The sequence below is a fragment of the Pseudomonas sp. B21-019 genome, from assembly GCF_024749225.1.
Lineage (GTDB): Bacteria > Pseudomonadota > Gammaproteobacteria > Pseudomonadales > Pseudomonadaceae > Aquipseudomonas.
Genome location: NZ_CP087193.1, coordinates 5893958 through 5909589, shown reverse-complemented (window position 1 = coordinate 5909589; position 15632 = coordinate 5893958). Strand labels below are relative to the sequence as shown.

The 15632-nt window shown below is 60.0% G+C and carries 15 protein-coding genes and 1 riboswitch; of the genes, 6 read left to right on the top strand and 9 right to left on the bottom strand.

The window, feature by feature from the left end; genetic code table 11:
* Positions 1–28: 28 nt before the first annotated feature.
* Both metF and ahcY read right to left on the bottom strand, forming a co-directional pair.
* Complete coding sequence (gene metF / locus LOY36_RS26585) at positions 29–874, bottom strand: methylenetetrahydrofolate reductase [NAD(P)H] (protein WP_258671446.1); 846 nt, start codon at positions 872–874, stop codon at positions 29–31.
* A 126-nt stretch (positions 875–1000) separates the two neighbouring features.
* The gene (ahcY, locus tag LOY36_RS26580; protein WP_258671444.1) at positions 1001–2410 is read right to left on the bottom strand and encodes an adenosylhomocysteinase; all 1410 of its coding nucleotides are present in this window, start codon (positions 2408–2410) and stop codon (positions 1001–1003) included.
* Between the two features lie 23 nt (positions 2411–2433).
* A riboswitch (S-adenosyl-L-homocysteine riboswitch) is annotated at positions 2434–2532 on the bottom strand.
* A gap of 198 nt (positions 2533–2730) precedes the next feature.
* Between ahcY and LOY36_RS26575 the strand changes: the two genes are divergently transcribed.
* Together LOY36_RS26575 and LOY36_RS26570 are read left to right on the top strand one after the other, a co-directional pair.
* Positions 2731–3135: a hotdog domain-containing protein gene (locus LOY36_RS26575; RefSeq protein ID WP_309475222.1), complete on the top strand. Its 405-nt coding sequence runs from the start codon at positions 2731–2733 to the stop codon at positions 3133–3135.
* 243 nt (positions 3136–3378) lie between these two features.
* Positions 3379–4266: a formate/nitrite transporter family protein gene (locus LOY36_RS26570; RefSeq protein ID WP_258671442.1), complete on the top strand. Its 888-nt coding sequence runs from the start codon at positions 3379–3381 to the stop codon at positions 4264–4266.
* A gap of 6 nt (positions 4267–4272) precedes the next feature.
* Here LOY36_RS26570 and LOY36_RS26565 read toward each other — a convergent pair whose 3' ends face one another.
* The gene (locus LOY36_RS26565) at positions 4273–5442 is read right to left on the bottom strand and encodes an MFS transporter (RefSeq protein WP_258671441.1); all 1170 of its coding nucleotides are present in this window, start codon (positions 5440–5442) and stop codon (positions 4273–4275) included.
* 211 nt (positions 5443–5653) lie between these two features.
* Here LOY36_RS26565 and LOY36_RS26560 point away from each other — a divergent pair, with 211 nt between their 5' ends.
* Together LOY36_RS26560 and LOY36_RS26555 are read left to right on the top strand one after the other, a co-directional pair.
* On the top strand, positions 5654–6487 hold the full coding sequence (locus LOY36_RS26560; protein ID WP_018928744.1) for an EamA family transporter: 834 nt from the start codon (positions 5654–5656) through the stop codon (positions 6485–6487).
* 50 nt (positions 6488–6537) lie between these two features.
* The gene (locus LOY36_RS26555) at positions 6538–6924 is read left to right on the top strand and encodes an MAPEG family protein (RefSeq protein WP_258671439.1); all 387 of its coding nucleotides are present in this window, start codon (positions 6538–6540) and stop codon (positions 6922–6924) included.
* Between the two features lie 118 nt (positions 6925–7042).
* Here LOY36_RS26555 and LOY36_RS26550 read toward each other — a convergent pair whose 3' ends face one another.
* Positions 7043–8215, bottom strand: a complete 1173-nt coding sequence (locus tag LOY36_RS26550; protein ID WP_019650252.1) for a murein transglycosylase A — start codon at positions 8213–8215, stop codon at positions 7043–7045.
* 128 nt (positions 8216–8343) lie between these two features.
* Between LOY36_RS26550 and LOY36_RS26545 the strand changes: the two genes are divergently transcribed.
* A complete protein-coding gene (locus LOY36_RS26545) occupies positions 8344–8793 on the top strand; it encodes a cytochrome c (RefSeq protein WP_258671436.1) in 450 nt (149 codons plus the stop codon).
* A 20-nt stretch (positions 8794–8813) separates the two neighbouring features.
* On the opposite strand, the gene LOY36_RS26540 is transcribed toward LOY36_RS26545, so the two are convergent.
* From LOY36_RS26540 to LOY36_RS26520, 5 genes are all read right to left on the bottom strand, one after another.
* Positions 8814–9209, bottom strand: a complete 396-nt coding sequence (locus LOY36_RS26540) for a DUF1090 domain-containing protein (protein ID WP_258671434.1) — start codon at positions 9207–9209, stop codon at positions 8814–8816.
* A gap of 92 nt (positions 9210–9301) precedes the next feature.
* Complete coding sequence (gene ligB, locus LOY36_RS26535; RefSeq protein WP_258671432.1) at positions 9302–10981, bottom strand: NAD-dependent DNA ligase LigB; 1680 nt, start codon at positions 10979–10981, stop codon at positions 9302–9304.
* A gap of 146 nt (positions 10982–11127) precedes the next feature.
* Complete coding sequence (gene metK, locus LOY36_RS26530) at positions 11128–12318, bottom strand: methionine adenosyltransferase (protein WP_007937912.1); 1191 nt, start codon at positions 12316–12318, stop codon at positions 11128–11130.
* A gap of 18 nt (positions 12319–12336) precedes the next feature.
* Positions 12337–13332 carry a metalloregulator ArsR/SmtB family transcription factor gene (locus LOY36_RS26525; RefSeq protein WP_019580651.1) on the bottom strand — a complete coding sequence of 332 codons (996 nt, stop codon included), beginning with the start codon at positions 13330–13332 and terminating at the stop codon, positions 12337–12339.
* Between the two features lie 12 nt (positions 13333–13344).
* Complete coding sequence (locus LOY36_RS26520) at positions 13345–13575, bottom strand: hypothetical protein (protein WP_258671430.1); 231 nt, start codon at positions 13573–13575, stop codon at positions 13345–13347.
* 30 nt (positions 13576–13605) lie between these two features.
* On the opposite strand from LOY36_RS26520, the gene tkt reads away from it, so the two are divergent.
* Positions 13606–15603, top strand: coding sequence for a transketolase (gene tkt / locus LOY36_RS26515; RefSeq protein WP_018928751.1), 1998 nt, complete (start codon positions 13606–13608; stop codon positions 15601–15603).
* Positions 15604–15632 lie beyond the last annotated feature (29 nt).

Sequence of the window (15632 nt, the reverse complement as noted above, 5' to 3'; positions counted from 1 at the left end):
CGATCTCTTGATCTTGCGTTAACGGCTATTAGCGCGGCAACTTCAGGTTGTTCCACACCGCCAGGCTCGGTTCAGCCTGGTTCAGGGTGTAGAAGTGCAGCCCCGGTGCGCCACCTTGCAACAGGCGTTCGCACATCTCGGTGATGACTTGCTCACCAAAGCTTTGAATGCTCTGGGTGTCGTCGCCGTAGGCTTCCAGTTGCTTGCGGATCCAGCGCGGGATTTCCGCACCGCAAGCGTCGGAGAAGCGCGCCAGCTTGCTGTAGTTGGTGATCGGCATGATCCCCGGCACGATCGGGATGTTCACACCCTTCGCCTGTACACGCTCGACGAAGTAGAAATAACTGTCGGCGTTGAAGAAGTACTGGGTGATCGCACTGTTGGCACCGGCGTTGGCCTTGCGCACGAAGTTGTTGAGATCATCTTCGAAATTGCGCGCTTGCGGATGCATTTCCGGGTAAGCGGCGACTTCGATGTGGAAATGATCGCCAGTCTCTTCACGAATGAATTCAACCAGGTCATTGGCGTGGCGCAACTCGCCGCTGGCCATGCCCATGCCCGAGGGCAGGTCACCGCGAAGCGCAACGATTCGCTGGATGCCGGCTGCCTTGTACTGGGTCAGCAGACCGCGCAGGTCGTTCTTGCTGTCACCCACGCAAGACAGATGCGGAGCGGCAGGGACTTTGACTTCACTTTCCAGCTGCAACACGGTGTTGAGGGTGCGATCACGAGTCGAACCGCCAGCGCCGTAGGTGCAGGAGAAGAAGTCGGGATTGTAGGTCGCCAGCTGACGGGCAGTGGCGATCAGTTTTTCATGCCCAGCATCGGTCTTCGTCGGGAAGAATTCGAAGCTGTAGCGACGTTCTTGGGACATGGTCATATCCTTGGAAACACGTAAGCCGGACGCTGGCCCCGGTAGGAGCTGCCTTAGGCTGCGATCTTTTAAGATCAAAAGATCGCAGGCTTCGCCAGCTCCTGCGCAGAGCGGTCAATCAGCGTATCAGTAGCGGTAAGCGTGCGGCTTGAACGGGCCTTCGACGGTGACGCCGATGTAGTCAGCCTGTTGCTTGGTCAGTTGAGTGACCACGCCGCCGAAACCGCGGACCATTTCCAGGGCCACTTCTTCGTCGAGTTTTTTCGGCAGTACTTCAACGGTCAGGCGCTCGGCTTTCTGGGCTGGCGACAGGTCGGCGTACTTCTGGCCGAACAGGAAGATCTGCGCCAGAACCTGGTTGGCGAACGAACCGTCCATGATGCGGCTTGGGTGACCAGTGGCGTTACCCAGGTTAACCAGACGGCCTTCAGCCAGCAGGATCAGGTAGTCGTCGTTCTGGGCGTCGAAAGCGCCTGGACCGGTGCGGTGAACCTTGTGAACCTGCGGCTTCACTTCTTCCCATGCCCAGTTCTTGCGCATGAAAGCGGTGTCGATTTCGTTGTCGAAGTGACCGATGTTGCAGACAACAGCGCGTTTCTTCAGGGCTTTGAGCATGTTCGCGTCGCAAACATTGACGTTACCGGTGGTGGTTACGATCAGGTCGATCTTGCCCAGCAGCGCTTTGTCGATGCTCGCTTCGGTACCGTTGTTGATGCCGTCGATGAACGGCGAAACCAGTTCGAAACCGTCCATGCAGGCTTGCATGGCGCAGATCGGGTCGACTTCGGAGACCTTAACGATCATGCCTTCCTGACGCAGGGACTGGGCCGAGCCCTTGCCCACGTCACCGTAACCGATGACCAGCGCTTGCTTGCCGGACAGCAGGTGGTCGGTGCCGCGCTTGATCGCGTCGTTCAGGCTGTGACGGCAGCCGTACTTGTTGTCGTTCTTGCTCTTGGTCACCGAGTCGTTGACGTTGATGGCCGGGATTTTCAGCTCGCCCTTGGCCAGCATGTCCAGCAGACGGTGAACGCCGGTGGTGGTTTCTTCGGTGACGCCGTGAACGCGATCCAGTACTTGTGGGTACTTCTTGTGCAGTAGCTCGGTCAGGTCGCCGCCATCGTCGAGGATCATGTTGGCATCCCAAGGCGCGCCATCTTTCAGGATGGTTTGCTCCAGGCACCACTCGTACTCTTCTTCAGTCTCGCCTTTCCAGGCGAACACCGGGATGCCGGCAGCGGCGATGGAAGCGGCGGCCTGATCCTGAGTCGAGAAAATGTTGCAGGACGACCAGCGTACTTCGGCACCCAGGGCAACCAGGGTTTCGATCAGCACGGCAGTCTGAATAGTCATGTGGATGCAGCCGAGAATCTTCGCGCCCTTGAGCGGTTGCTCGACGGAGTACTTGCGGCGCAGACCCATCAGGGCCGGCATTTCGGATTCGGCGATGATGGTTTCGCGACGGCCCCAGGCAGCCAGGGACATGTCGGCGACTTTGTAATCGTTAAAATCTGCAGGCGTGATAACAGCGCTCATGAAGAGCCTCCATTCGTAATGTATGCGAATGGGCGCCGTTGTGCGTTTAGTGTCTGGCCGTGGCCAGTCAACGCCCCATCCGAGCCTGACAGGTTGAACCTGCTGCAGCGCCCCTCGGACAGGTGGCGGGAAAACGGTATCAATGGAACGTTACCGTTTTGAAACGGGGGCGATTATAGCGGGCTATGCTGATCTTCCAAAGCGTTTCTGTTGGTCAATGTCCGAACGGTAATCGAGACCATAGTCGATGCTGAATAGAGCTCTAGTCCGGGCTCTGCCATGATGGCCGGCATCAATCGGCAAGACGGTCAGGAGTGAGTATGAATTTCCACACCCGCAAATGGGTAAAACCCGAAGACCTCAACCCCAACGGCACGCTGTTCGGCGGCAGCTTGCTGCGCTGGATCGACGAAGAAGCGGCGATCTACGCCATCGTCCAGCTGGGTAATCAGCGCGTGGTCACCAAGTACATTTCCGAAATCAACTTCGTCAGCGCCTCGCGTCAGGGCGACATCATCGAGCTGGGCATCACCGCCACCGAGTTCGGTCGCACCTCGATCACCCTGACCTGTGAAGTGCGCAACAAGATCACTCGCAAGAGCATCTTGACCGTAGAGAAGATGGTGTTCGTGAACCTGGGCGAAGACGGCTTGCCCGCGGCGCATGGCCGGACCGAGATCAGGTACGTCAAAGACCAGTTCAAGGATGACGTGATCGGCGGGTGATTGTTGTTTCTGTGGCTAGGGAGCTTGCTCCCGTTGGGCCGGGCTGGCGCTCCAGCGCGAAGCGGCCCTGAAATCTGTCATTGGGTTCTTTCAGGCAGGCTTCACGTCAGCTTACGACTGCTTCGCACCCCAGCGGGAGCAAGCTCCCTCGCCACAGGGTTTGCTGCGTTCCCCTGGTAGTGAACAGCTCCGAACCCCGCGTGTCGTACGTAAACGACACGCCACCGGTTCAGGAGCAGCCTTATGGACACGCCCAAAGACGGCAAGACCCCGGAGCTCTCGGCACAGGAACAGCGCGAGGTCGACAAGAACCAGCCCCCGCGGGCGGCGGTGCTGCACGAAATCATTCGCACCCAAGGCGACCAGGAACTCGAGCGCAGTGTTGCGGCGCTGTGGTGGTCGGCCCTGGCGGCTGGCCTGACCATGGGCCTGTCGCTGATGGGCATGGGGCTGCTCAATTCGCGCCTGCCGGACGGCGAAGGCTTCAAGGTGATCGCCAGCTTCGGGTACTGCGCCGGTTTTCTCGCGGTGATTCTCGCTCGTCAGCAACTCTTCACCGAAAACACCCTGACCGCCGTGCTGCCGATCATGAGCAAGCCGACGCTGGGTAATGTCGGTCGGTTGCTGCGGCTTTGGACGGTGGTGCTGGTGGGCAATCTCTGCGGTACCTTGCTGGTGGCGTATGTGATGCTGCATCTGCCGATTTTCGACAGCAAGACCGATCTGGCCTTCCTTGAGATCGGGCGCAAGGTCATGGAGAACGATGCCGGCAAGATGCTCGCCAAAGGCATCATCTCCGGCTGGATGATCGCCACCATGGTCTGGATGATCCCGTCCATGGAAAGCGCCAAGATGTGGATCATCATCCTCATCACCTATTTCATGGCGCTGGGCGATTTCACCCACATCGTGGTCGGATCGGTCGAGGTTTCTTACCTGGTGTTTGCCGGCGAGTTGCCGTGGAAGGATTTTTGGTGGGTGTTCGCAGGTCCCACGCTGGTGGGAAACATTATTGGCGGCAGTTTTATCTTTGCGCTGATCAGTCACGCGCAGATTCGCAGTGAAGGCGGGCCGCCGAAGACCTCTGCGGAGCGGGCTCAGGAATCCGAACCGCAGAAGGTCAAAAAATGATCAATGTCAGCCAGAGACATTGATCGCGGCAGCACTGCGACGTTGCAGGTAGATGAAGAGCAGCGCCGTCAGCAGCGTGAATACGCTGACCAGTGCGCCGGTCCACGGCAAGTCCGCCAGGTCCGCGCCACTGGCCACCACCAGCCCGCCAATCCACGCCCCGGCGGCGTTGCCGAGATTGAATGCGCTTTGATTCAAGGTCGACCCGAGGTTCGGCGCTTCATGGGCCTGATCGATGATCAGCAATTGCAGGATCGGGCACAGCGCAAACGCGAAGATGCCCCACAACACCAGCGTGATCGCCGCCGGTATCACTGAATGGCTGGTTTGGCTGAAGGCGGCCAGCACGATGGCCACGGCCAATGTCATCCCCACCAGCGAAGGCAGCAAGCGACTGTCCGCCAATCGGCCGCCGAGCATGCTGCCCCCGGTCAAGCCGACCCCGAACAACAGCAACATGATGGTTACGCCATGCGGACTGACGCCAGTGATGTCCTGCAGGATCGGCGCAATGTAAGTGAACACGCTGAACAGGCTGGTGGACGCCAGCACGCTCATGCCCAGCGCCAGCAGCACATTGACCTTGCCCAGCACTTTGAATTCGCTGGCCAGGTTGGCTTTGTCCATGGGGATTTCCTTGGGCAGCCAGACCCACTGCGCAATGGCCGCAATCACGCCAATCACCGACACCGCCCAGAAGGTCGAGCGCCAGCCGGCATATTGCCCAAGTGCTGTGCCTAAGGGCACGCCCAGCACATTGGCCAAGGTCAGGCCAGTGAATATCATGGCAATCGCCTGGGCTCGTTTGTTCGGTGCTACCAGACTGGCAGCGACCACTGAGCCGATGCCGAAAAACGCGCCATGGCACAGCGCGGTGATCACTCGTGCAGCCATCAAGGTGGCGTAGTTCGGCGCCAGGGCGCAGAGGATGTTGCCGAGAATGAACATCAGCGTCATGCCCAGCAGTGTGGCTTTGCGCGGCATGTTGGCGGTGCCGACCGCGAGAATCGGCGCGCCGAACACCACGCCCAGGGCGTAACCGGTGATGAGCAGGCCGGCGTGAGGAATGCTCACGGCGAGGTCGCGGGCGACATCGGGCAGCAAGCCCATGATGACGAACTCAGTGGTGCCGATGCCGAAAGCGGCAACGGCCAGTGCAAGCAAGGCTAGTGGCATGCGCAAGGTCTCTGTCGGTAGTCTTGACGCTTTGATCAGGCATACGCAGGCCGACGACCGTTCTCGATGAGAGCGGGCAGAGGCAGGAATTATTGGAATTAGTCTGTGCGCAACTGAGTGCGGCGTGGTCGCTTGCAGTATAAACAGCTGCGGACATATGGCGAATCAAATCTCTGTCCCGCGATGTAGGGGGCAATACAAGGAGTGTGCCGTGCTTGCGACGATTCTGGTGTTGGTGGCGGCGCTGTTGCATGCGGCGTGGAATACCCTGATCAAGTTCAGCGCGGAGCGGCTGTTGGTGGTGGCCTGCATGGACAGCGTGGCGTTGCTGTTTGTCGCGCTGATGCTGCCCTTCGTGGCGCTGCCGCCACTGGATATGTGGCCGTGGATTCTTGCGTCGGCGGCATTCGAGTTGCTCTATCGCTACCTGCTGATCCAGGCCTATCGGGTCGGCGATCTCGGTCTGGTCTATCCGTTGATGCGTGGCCTGTCGCCGCTGGTGGTGCTGGCACTGACGCTGATCTTCGCTGGAGAAGTGCTGACGGCTCAGCAGATCTTCGGGATTTTGCTCATCCCGTTCGGCATGGTGTGCCTGCTCTGGCAGGGCGGTGGCGGGGTGCGCCTGCCGTGGTCGATGCTGCCGGTGGTGGCGCTGATCGGGTTGTGCATCGGTTGCTACACCTTCATCGATGGCCAGGCCTTGCGGCGCTGGTCCCATCCGCTGGACTACCTGGTTTGGGTCACAGTGCTCAGTGCCTGGCCATTCCCATTGCTGGCGCTGGTGCGCAAACGCCCGGCGTTCATGCTGTTCTGGCGTGAGCAGTGGCGGTTGGGGTTGGCGGTCGGGTTCTGCGTATTGTTCAGCTACGCTCTGGTGCTGTGGGCCATGCAGCTCGGATCGATTGCCGAGGCAGCGGCGCTGCGCGAGATCAGCGTGATTCTGGTGGTGCTGTTCGGTATGCGCTACCTCAAAGAACCTTTTGGCAGGCCACGGCTCTTAGCCTGTGGATTGGTATTGATCGGCATGTTGGTGATGAAGTTTTAGTCGCCGCTGATGGAATTCGATTCTCTATAACTTGAAGAAGGGACTGCGTTATGACGGTTGCTCTGTGGTGCATTTTGATTGCGATCTGCTTACCGTATCTGTGCGCAGGCGTCGCCAGGTTCAGCGGTGGCAAGTTCGGGCTGAAACAGAATCACGACCCGAGGGCGTTTCTGGATTCGCTCGAAGGCGTGGCCAGGCGTGCGCATTCGGCGCAGTTGAACAGCTTTGAAGTGACCCCGGCGTTTGCGGCGGCGGTGATCGTGGCGCATTTGGCTGGCAATGCCGAACTGGTGACGATCAATGTGCTGTCGGTGCTGTTCATCACCAGTCGGCTGCTGTACATCATTTGCTGTCTGGCGGACTGGGCGATTCTGCGGTCGCTGGTGTGGTTTGTGGGGATGGGGTTGATCGTCAGTTTCTTTGTGGTGTCTGTTTGAGAAAGCAAGATCAAAAGATCGCAGCCTGCGGCAGCTCCTACGGGATCGGTGTTCATCTGCGATATTGCGACGAACGCGCTCAATGTAGAAGCTGGCGGAGCCTGCGATCTTTTTGCGTTTAAAGTTTGTCAGCCACCTGCGGTACTTGAGGCAACGCCGCCCCTTTAGGCCAGAGCATCCAGATCTGCCCCTGCTGTTTCATGTCGCCAGCCAACTGCCCGGCCGCATCGCCCGTACCCCAGAACAGATCCGCGCGGACCTCGCCGGCAATCGCGCCGCCGGTATCTTGGGCGGCTACCGGACGCACCAGTGCGCTGCCGTCCGGTCGCGTCGTCGATAACCACAACAAGCTGCCGAGCGGAATCACCTTGCGATCCACTGCCGCGCTATAACCTGCGGTCAATGGCACATTCAGCGAACCGCGCGGCCCTTCGTTGCTGTCCGGGTTGCGATTGAAGAACACGTAGCTGGGGTTGCTGCCGAGCAGTTCGGGAATGCGCGTCGGATTGGCCTTGGCCCAGTTATCGATGGCGCTCATGGTCACCTCTTCTTTCTTCAGCTCGCCCTGATCCACCAGCCAGCGGCCGATAGGTCGATAGGGGTGGCCGTTCTGGTCGGCATAACCAATGCGCAATTGACGGCCATCATCGAGCTGGATGCGCCCCGAACCCTGGATTTGCAGGAATTGCAGGTTCATCGGGTCGGTCAGCCAGGCAATCACCGGCGCCTTCACGCCTTTGGTTTCAATGGTTGCCGCATCGTCGTAAGGCTTGAGCACGCGACCTTCGAGTCGTCCGCGCAGGCGTTTGCCTTTGAGCTCCGGGTAGATACTGTCCAGCGAGACGATGATCATGTCCTCGGGCACGCCGTACACCGGGATGTTCGCTTGCTTGGTCTGGGTCAGGCTGCCGGGATACACCGGTTCGTAGTAACCGGTGATCAGGCCGTTGGGGTTGTCATTGGCGGCGCGCAGGCCGTAGACGTCGAGGTTCTGTTTGAGAAAACCACGGATGTCGCTGGCGGTTGGCTGCACGTTGGCGGAAGCGGCACAGGTGCCACCCCAGACCGGGTCGGCCTTGAGTCGGGTGCAGGCGCTGCGCCAGGAGCCAAAACCGGCGACGAGGTCGTTGTCGGACACCGCTGGAAGGGCTTCCCAGGTAGCGCTGGAGTAGGTCGCCAGTGCGTGGGTTTTCGGTGTGCTGCTGTCGCCACCGGTGCAGCCCGCAAGCACGGCCACCATCGGAAGGGTCCAGGCCAGGTTGTGACGCCACGCCTTGAAACGGCTGTTCATGGAGTAATTCCTTTGCCGGTTGCCTGAGTGCTCCATGCGCTCAAACAACCCGTATTGATAATAGGGCTATTGGTCTTTGCCGGTGACGCGAGGATACTGGCCGCCGTTTCCAGTGATCTGAAGCCACCATGACTCTTAAAAGACTCTCTGTTGTATTGCTGGTCTGCCTGACCTTGTCCGCCTGCGGCGGTGTCGACCCGAACTCGCCTCTGGGCCAGCGCAAGGCGATCTTCAAGCAAATGCTCAAGACCGGCGAAGACCTGGGTGGCATGTTGCGTGGGCGTATTCCGTTCGATGGCCCGAAATTCGCCGACGGTGCCGTGAAGCTCGACGCGTTGTCCCATGAGCCGTGGAAGCATTTCCCGCAGGTGCGCGAAGAAGATCACACCAGCGCCAAGGACGATGTCTGGCAGAAGCAGGCACGCTTCCAGGAAATGGCCCGCACCCTTGAAGGCGCCACCGGTGAACTGGTGATCGCCAGCCAGGTTCAACCTTACAAGGCCAGCAACCTGGGGCCGGCGGTGCAGAAAGTCGAAGACGCCTGTAGTGCCTGCCATAAAGAGTTTCGGGATCATTGAGGCGGCGTGTTCAAACCGGATTACTTATCCAGCTCGTCGAGCGCGTCCTGTAAATCCTTGCGCGATTGAGCCAGTTTGTCTTTGCGTTTGTTGATCTTCTCGGCGTCGCCTTTTTTCATCGCCTTGTCGAGGTCGGCCTGACGCCGGCTGACTTCGTGCTTGGCGTCGAGCACCTTGTTTTCCCGTTCCTTCTTCAAGGAAGCGTCGGTGCAATGGGCGGTTACTTCGCTCAGGGCGGTTTCCAGGCCAGCCTGTTGATCGGCGTTGCCGTGAGACTTGGCCAGTTCGATCTGGTTGATGATGCCTTGTTTTTTGGCGGCGCAGCCGGTCAGGCCCGGGGCGTCTTCGTCGGCCATTAATGGAGCGGCCATCACGCTGCACAGGGTTAACACGGCGAGCGGTGAAAGAAGTTTCATAAAGGCTCCAGGTGAAAAAATCGATGTAGCGATGGGCTGTTTGAGCGCATCGGTACCTATGGGTTCCCAGGCTGACGGGCGTCGCCGGGCCGCTAAAAACCGTCAATCCCGGCAACACGTAATGTCTCGCTCAAGGCCAGCACCTGCGGGTCGCGGAAAAATGCGCTCAATTGCGCCGCGCGTCCCGGGCCGATGCCGGTTTCGGCCTGCCATTGTTCGGTGTTTCGTTGCGCCAGCACCTGCCATGAATCTGCGAGCTGTGCCTGGCCGGTCGGCGGCAAGCCCAGGGCTTTGAGCCAGCGAGCGAACGGTCGTTGTCGGGCGCTGTTGAAACTGTCCAAAAGACGAGCACTACTGCGTTCGCCGAAGCCGTCAATGTTAGCAAGCTCTTGCTCGTCGAGGGTCAACCAATCGAGCAAGTTGTCGAGACGTTCGGCCTTGAGCAGTTTCTCCCAGGTGCCCGGCCCGACATGCGGCAAGGCCAGCCCCTGTTTGCCGCTGAGCCAGGCCAGGCGTGCGAGAAACTGGCTTTCGCATCCGGGTGTCGGCTGCCAGCAACTCAACGGATGAAAATCTGCTGCCAGCGGTGCGTTCAATTCAGTCCGTTCGGTGCTGCGCAATACCACACCGTCGAGCCTGGGGATGGTCAGCCCGGCCAGGCTGATGGCGACCTGATCGCCGGGACGAATGTCCAGCGCTTCCCAGCGCTGCAGGGAACTGACGCTGACACGCTTGATCTGCCGGTCATCGAGCATCACCGGTGCCAGATCCAGCACCGGTGTGATCCGGCCGGTTCGTCCAATCTTGAAGTGGACCTTGCGCACTTCGGCCAATGCCTGGGCGAAGGGGTATTTCCAGGCAGCGCTCCAGTAAGGCGTTTTCGCCTGCCAGCGCTCGGCCGCCGGGCGCTGGCTCTGACGCAAAACGACGCCATCACTGGCGAAGGGTAGAGGCGAGCGATACCAGTGATCGCGCCAGCGTTTGGCATCGGCAAATGCCTCGATCGGCAGGCTGTAGGGCACGGTACTCGGGAACCCCAGCTCATCCAGAGCCGCCACGCGGGTGGGCAGGCTTTTCGGGCCTTGCGGCCAGTCCCAGACAAACAGGCCGATACCGGCGGCATGCTCAGGGTTCAGCGCTTTGCGTGCCATTAATCCGGCCACTGTGGCGCGGGCATTGAGGCTGCCGGCCTCGGCTTGCACGTGTTCGGTCAGGCGCCAATAGAGTTCGCCTTGCAGCAGCAGGTCCAGCGGTTGCGCAAGTTTTTGAGGGATGGCGGCGATCTGGCGCGCCGAGGCAGTCCAGTCGTGGCCGGTTACTCCGTCACCACGACTGATCGCCTTGTGCAGCCAGCCGTTGCGATAGATCAACGTTACCGCCACGCCGTCGACCTTGGGTTGAATCCAGACCTCATCCCGACTTTTCAGCCAGGCTTCGACGGCGTGCTCGTCGCGCAGTTTTTCCAGGCCGGTGTGGGCGATGGGGTGAGCAATCGTGCCACCGGCAGTACGCAACGGTTCGGCTGAAGGGCCTGAGTCAAAACACTCGCGCCATTCACTTAGTCGTATGCGGGATTGATCATAGAGTTCATCGGCGACCAAAGAGCGTCCTTCGCGATGATAGCTGTCGTCCCAGAGGTCGATTCGCTTTTGCAGTGCGTTGATTTCGTCCAGAGCGCGGGCCGGCGGCCAATCAGGGCAGTCGGCGGCATTGGCGGTCAGGCAGGTGAGAGTCAGCAGGAAACCGAAAAACAGGCGCAGGTTGAGCAGCATCGAGAGCGTCCTTGCTCGTTGGGATGCTTTCAAGGCTAGACAGGTTTCGGGTGTGGAGTGCAGAGGTGTAATTCTGCGTGTTTCGGGGTCATGAAAAAGCCCCGCACGGCGAACCGTGCGGGGCTTTTTGTACAACTGGAGAAGTCTTACAGGCCGGCAGCAGAACGCAGAGCGTCGGCGCGGTCGGTTTTTTCCCAGGTGAACGTGGTGAACGTATCGTCGCCCACGGTTTTGGTTTCCGGGGTGCGACCGAAGTGGCCGTACGCCGCGGTGTCCTGGTACATCGGGTGCAGCAGGTCGAGCATGGTGGTAATCGCGTATGGACGCAGGTCGAACACTTCGCGGACCAGTTTGACGATCTTGTCGTCGCTGATCTTGCCGGTGCCGAAGGTGTTCAACGAAATCGAAGTCGGTTGAGCGACGCCGATTGCGTAGGAAACCTGAATCTCGCAACGCTCGGCCAGGCCGGCAGCTACGATGTTCTTGGCCACATAACGACCGGCGTAGGCAGCCGAACGGTCAACCTTCGATGGATCTTTACCGGAGAACGCGCCGCCGCCGTGACGGGCCATGCCGCCGTAGCTGTCAACGATGATCTTGCGACCGGTCAGGCCGCAGTCGCCCACCGGGCCACCGATGATGAACTGGCCAGTCGGGTTGATGTGGAACTGGGTGTCCTTGGACAGCAGCTCGGCAGGCAGTACGTGCTTGACGATCAGTTCCATCACGCCTTCGCGCAGGTCTTTGTAGGACACTTCCGGGTTGTGCTGGGTCGACAGTACAACGGCGTCGATACCGACAACCTTGCCGTTTTCGTAGCGGCAAGTCACTTGCGACTTGGCGTCTGGACGCAGCCAAGGCAGCAGGCCGGACTTGCGGGCTTCGGCCTGGCGCTGAACCAGTTGGTGCGAGAAGGTGATCGGTGCTGGCATCAGCACGTCGGTTTCGTTGCTGGCATAGCCGAACATCAGGCCCTGGTCGCCGGCGCCCTGGTCTTCAGGCTTGGCACGGTCAACACCCTGGTTGATGTCGGGGGACTGCTTGCCGATGATGTTCATCACGCCGCAGGTCGCGCCGTCGAAGCCGACATTGGAGCTGTTGTAGCCGATGTCGAGAATCACGTTACGGACGATGTCTTCCAGATCGACCCAGGCCGACGTGGTGACTTCACCTGCGATGATTGCCACGCCGGTTTTCACCAGAGTCTCGCACGCCACGCGGGCGAACTTGTCTTCAGCAATGATGGCGTCCAGCACCGCATCGGAAATCTGGTCGGCGATTTTGTCCGGATGTCCTTCAGACACGGACTCGGAGGTGAAGAGGGAGTATTCGCTCATCTCGATTTTTTCCTGAATTTACCGATGGTGAGTGTCGCCAGCCGGTCGCTGAAAATGGCGGACCTGAATCTGGAAACCATTACGTAAGCCTACATAGAGGCTTTCCCCGGGAACGAGTCCCGCAGCGGTGGCCCAACGGGCCAGATCGTCCTGTTCAAACCCCAACCAGAGATCACCGCAGGCCTCCCTGGCCCAACTCTGGTTGTGGCTACATAACTCTGTCACTAACAGGCTACCGCCTGGTTGCAGCAAGCCGGCCATGTGCTTGAGCGCTTCGGCCGGCGCGGCAAAATGGTGCAGCACCATGTTCAGTACAACGCAGTCGGCCTGCAGGCTTACGCCGTTCAATGCATCGGCCAATTGCAGGCTGACGTTAGCCAGCGTTTCACGTTCGCAGACCTGACGGGCCAGTTCGAGCATCGCCGGGCTGTTGTCCAGCGCCGTGACCTGAGTGAAACGACGCGCCAGCTCCGGCAGAAATGCGCCATCGCCGGGGCCTACTTCGATGGCCGTGGCGCCGGGGCCGAAACTCAGCTTGTCGAGCAGTGCCACCACGCTTTCGCGGTATTGCGGCAGGCCGGCGATCAAGTCTTGCTGGGCGCGAAACTTCTCCGCGACCCGCGAGAAAAAGTCCTGGCTGGCCGCCTCACGTTGCCCGTGGACCTGACCGATCCGCGCCTGGACGTCAGTCGGCAGGGTCAGGTTATCCACTTCTTCGAGCAGCGCGGCATGCAGCTTGCCGCCCAGCAGGTCGGTGTGGGGCAGGGCACGACGGTAGAAAATCGCATTGCCTTCACGGCGGGTCGCCACCAGGTCGGCCTGGGCCAATACCTTGAGGTGATGACTCATGCCGGACTGACCGATGCCGAAGATCTGCGCCAGTTCCAGTACGCCGAACGAATCGTTGGCCAGCGCGCGCAATACATTCAGCCGCAGAGGATCGCCGCCGGCCTTGCACAGGGCCGCCAGCTCATCGCAATCGTCATGTTGAATGGAAGGCACGCGCAGATTCATAAGGCCAGCAGTCTAGTGACGCTCAGAAAACACCGCAAGAGCAATATCAAAAAGTTTTGATATTGGTCGATAGATGGCACTTCTTAACGTTAGTTTCAGTCCACAAACCAACAGCGGAAAGGTTTCATCAGCCGAATACGTCGTTATCCATTGGAAAAACGCCTTTGGATGACTATCTGTCATTGCCCCGAGGCGGGTCGGTGAGGGAAAATGCTCGCCTTTTTTCCGTTTCGTTTTATTCACTCTCGATTCAATATCCGCAGGAGATCAGCGATGCCCAGCCGTCGTGAGCGTGCCAACGCCATTCGTGCCCTCAGCATGGATGCCGTGCAAAAAGCCAACAGCGGCCATCCCGGTGCCCCTATGGGTATGGCGGATATCGCCGAAGTACTTTGGCGTGACTACCTGAAGCACAACCCGAGCAATCCATCGTTCGCCGACCGTGACCGCTTCGTGCTGTCCAACGGTCACGGCTCGATGTTGATCTACTCGCTGCTGCACCTGACCGGCTACGACCTGTCGATCGATGACCTGAAAAACTTCCGCCAGCTGCACAGCCGTACCCCGGGTCACCCGGAATATGGCTACACCCCGGGCGTTGAAACCACCACCGGTCCACTGGGCCAAGGCCTGGCCAACGCAGTTGGTTTCGCCCTGGCGGAAAAAGTCCTGGCGGCGCAATTCAACCGTCCTGGCCATAACGTCGTCGATCACCACACCTACGTATTCCTGGGTGATGGCTGCATGATGGAAGGCATTTCCCACGAAGTCAGTTCCCTGGCCGGTACGCTGGGCCTGGGCAAACTGATCGCCTTCTACGATGACAACGGCATCTCCATCGACGGCGAAGTCGAAGGCTGGTTCACCGACGACACGCCGAAGCGTTTCGAATCCTACAACTGGCAAGTGATCCGCAATGTCGACGGTCACGATCCGGAAGAAATCAAGATCGCGATCGAAACCGCGCGCAAAAGCGCACAACCGACGCTGATCTGCTGCAAGACCACCATCGGCTTCGGTTCGCCGAACAAGCAAGGCAAGGAAGATTGCCACGGCGCCCCGTTGGGTGACGCGGAAATCGCCCTGACCCGTGAAGCGCTGAAGTGGAACTACGGCCCGTTCGAAATCCCGGCTGATATCTATGCCGAGTGGGACGCCAAGGAAGCCGGTCGCGCTGCCGAAGCCGAGTGGGATCAGCGTTTCGCTGCGTACTCCGCCGCCTTCCCTGAGCTGGCCAATGAACTGGTTCGTCGCCTGAGCGGCGACCTGCCGACCGATTTCGCCGAGAAGGCCCAGGCCTACATCGCTGAAGTCGCGGCCAAGGGCGAATCCATCGCCAGCCGTAAAGCCAGCCAGAACGCCCTGAACGCGTTCGGCCCGCTGCTGCCGGAACTGCTTGGCGGTTCGGCTGACCTGGCCGGTTCCAACCTGACCCTGTGGAAAGGTTGCAAAGGCGTCACCGCCGAAGACGCCAGCGGCAACTACATGTACTACGGCGTTCGCGAGTTCGGCATGAGCGCGATCATGAACGGCGTGGCCCTGCACGGCGGCCTGGTGCCTTACGGCGCGACCTTCCTGATGTTCATGGAATACGCCCGCAACGCGGTACGCATGTCGGCGCTGATGAAGAAGCGCATCGTCTATGTGTTCACCCACGACTCCATCGGTCTGGGCGAAGACGGCCCGACTCACCAGCCGATCGAGCAACTGGCCAGCCTGCGCTGCACGCCGAACCTCGACACCTGGCGTCCGGCCGATGCCGTTGAATCGGCGGTGGCCTGGAAGTTCGCCCTGGAGCGTGACGACGGTCCTTCGGCGCTGATCTTCTCCCGTCAGAACCTGCAGCACCAAACCCGCAATGCGATCCAGATCGAAGAGATCGCCCGTGGCGGTTACGTGTTGAAGGACTGCGCAGGCGAGCCTGAGCTGATCCTGATCGCCACCGGTTCGGAAGTCGGCCTGGCCGTTCAAGCCTTCGACAAACTGACCGAGCAAGGCCGCAAGGTTCGTGTGGTGTCGATGCCATGCACCAGCGTCTTCGAAGCCCAGGACGCCGGCTACAAGCAATCGGTTCTGCCATTGCAGGTCAGCGCGCGTATCGCCATCGAAGCCGCCCACGCGGACTACTGGTACAAGTACGTGGGCCTGGAAGGTCGCGTGATCGGCATGACCACCTACGGCGAGTCGGCGCCTGCGCCGGCCTTGTTCGAAGAGTTCGGCTTCACCCTGGAAAACATCCTGGGTCAGGCTGAAGAGCTGCTGGAAGACTAAGGCACGCCGCGGTGGTTTTATGGCCACCG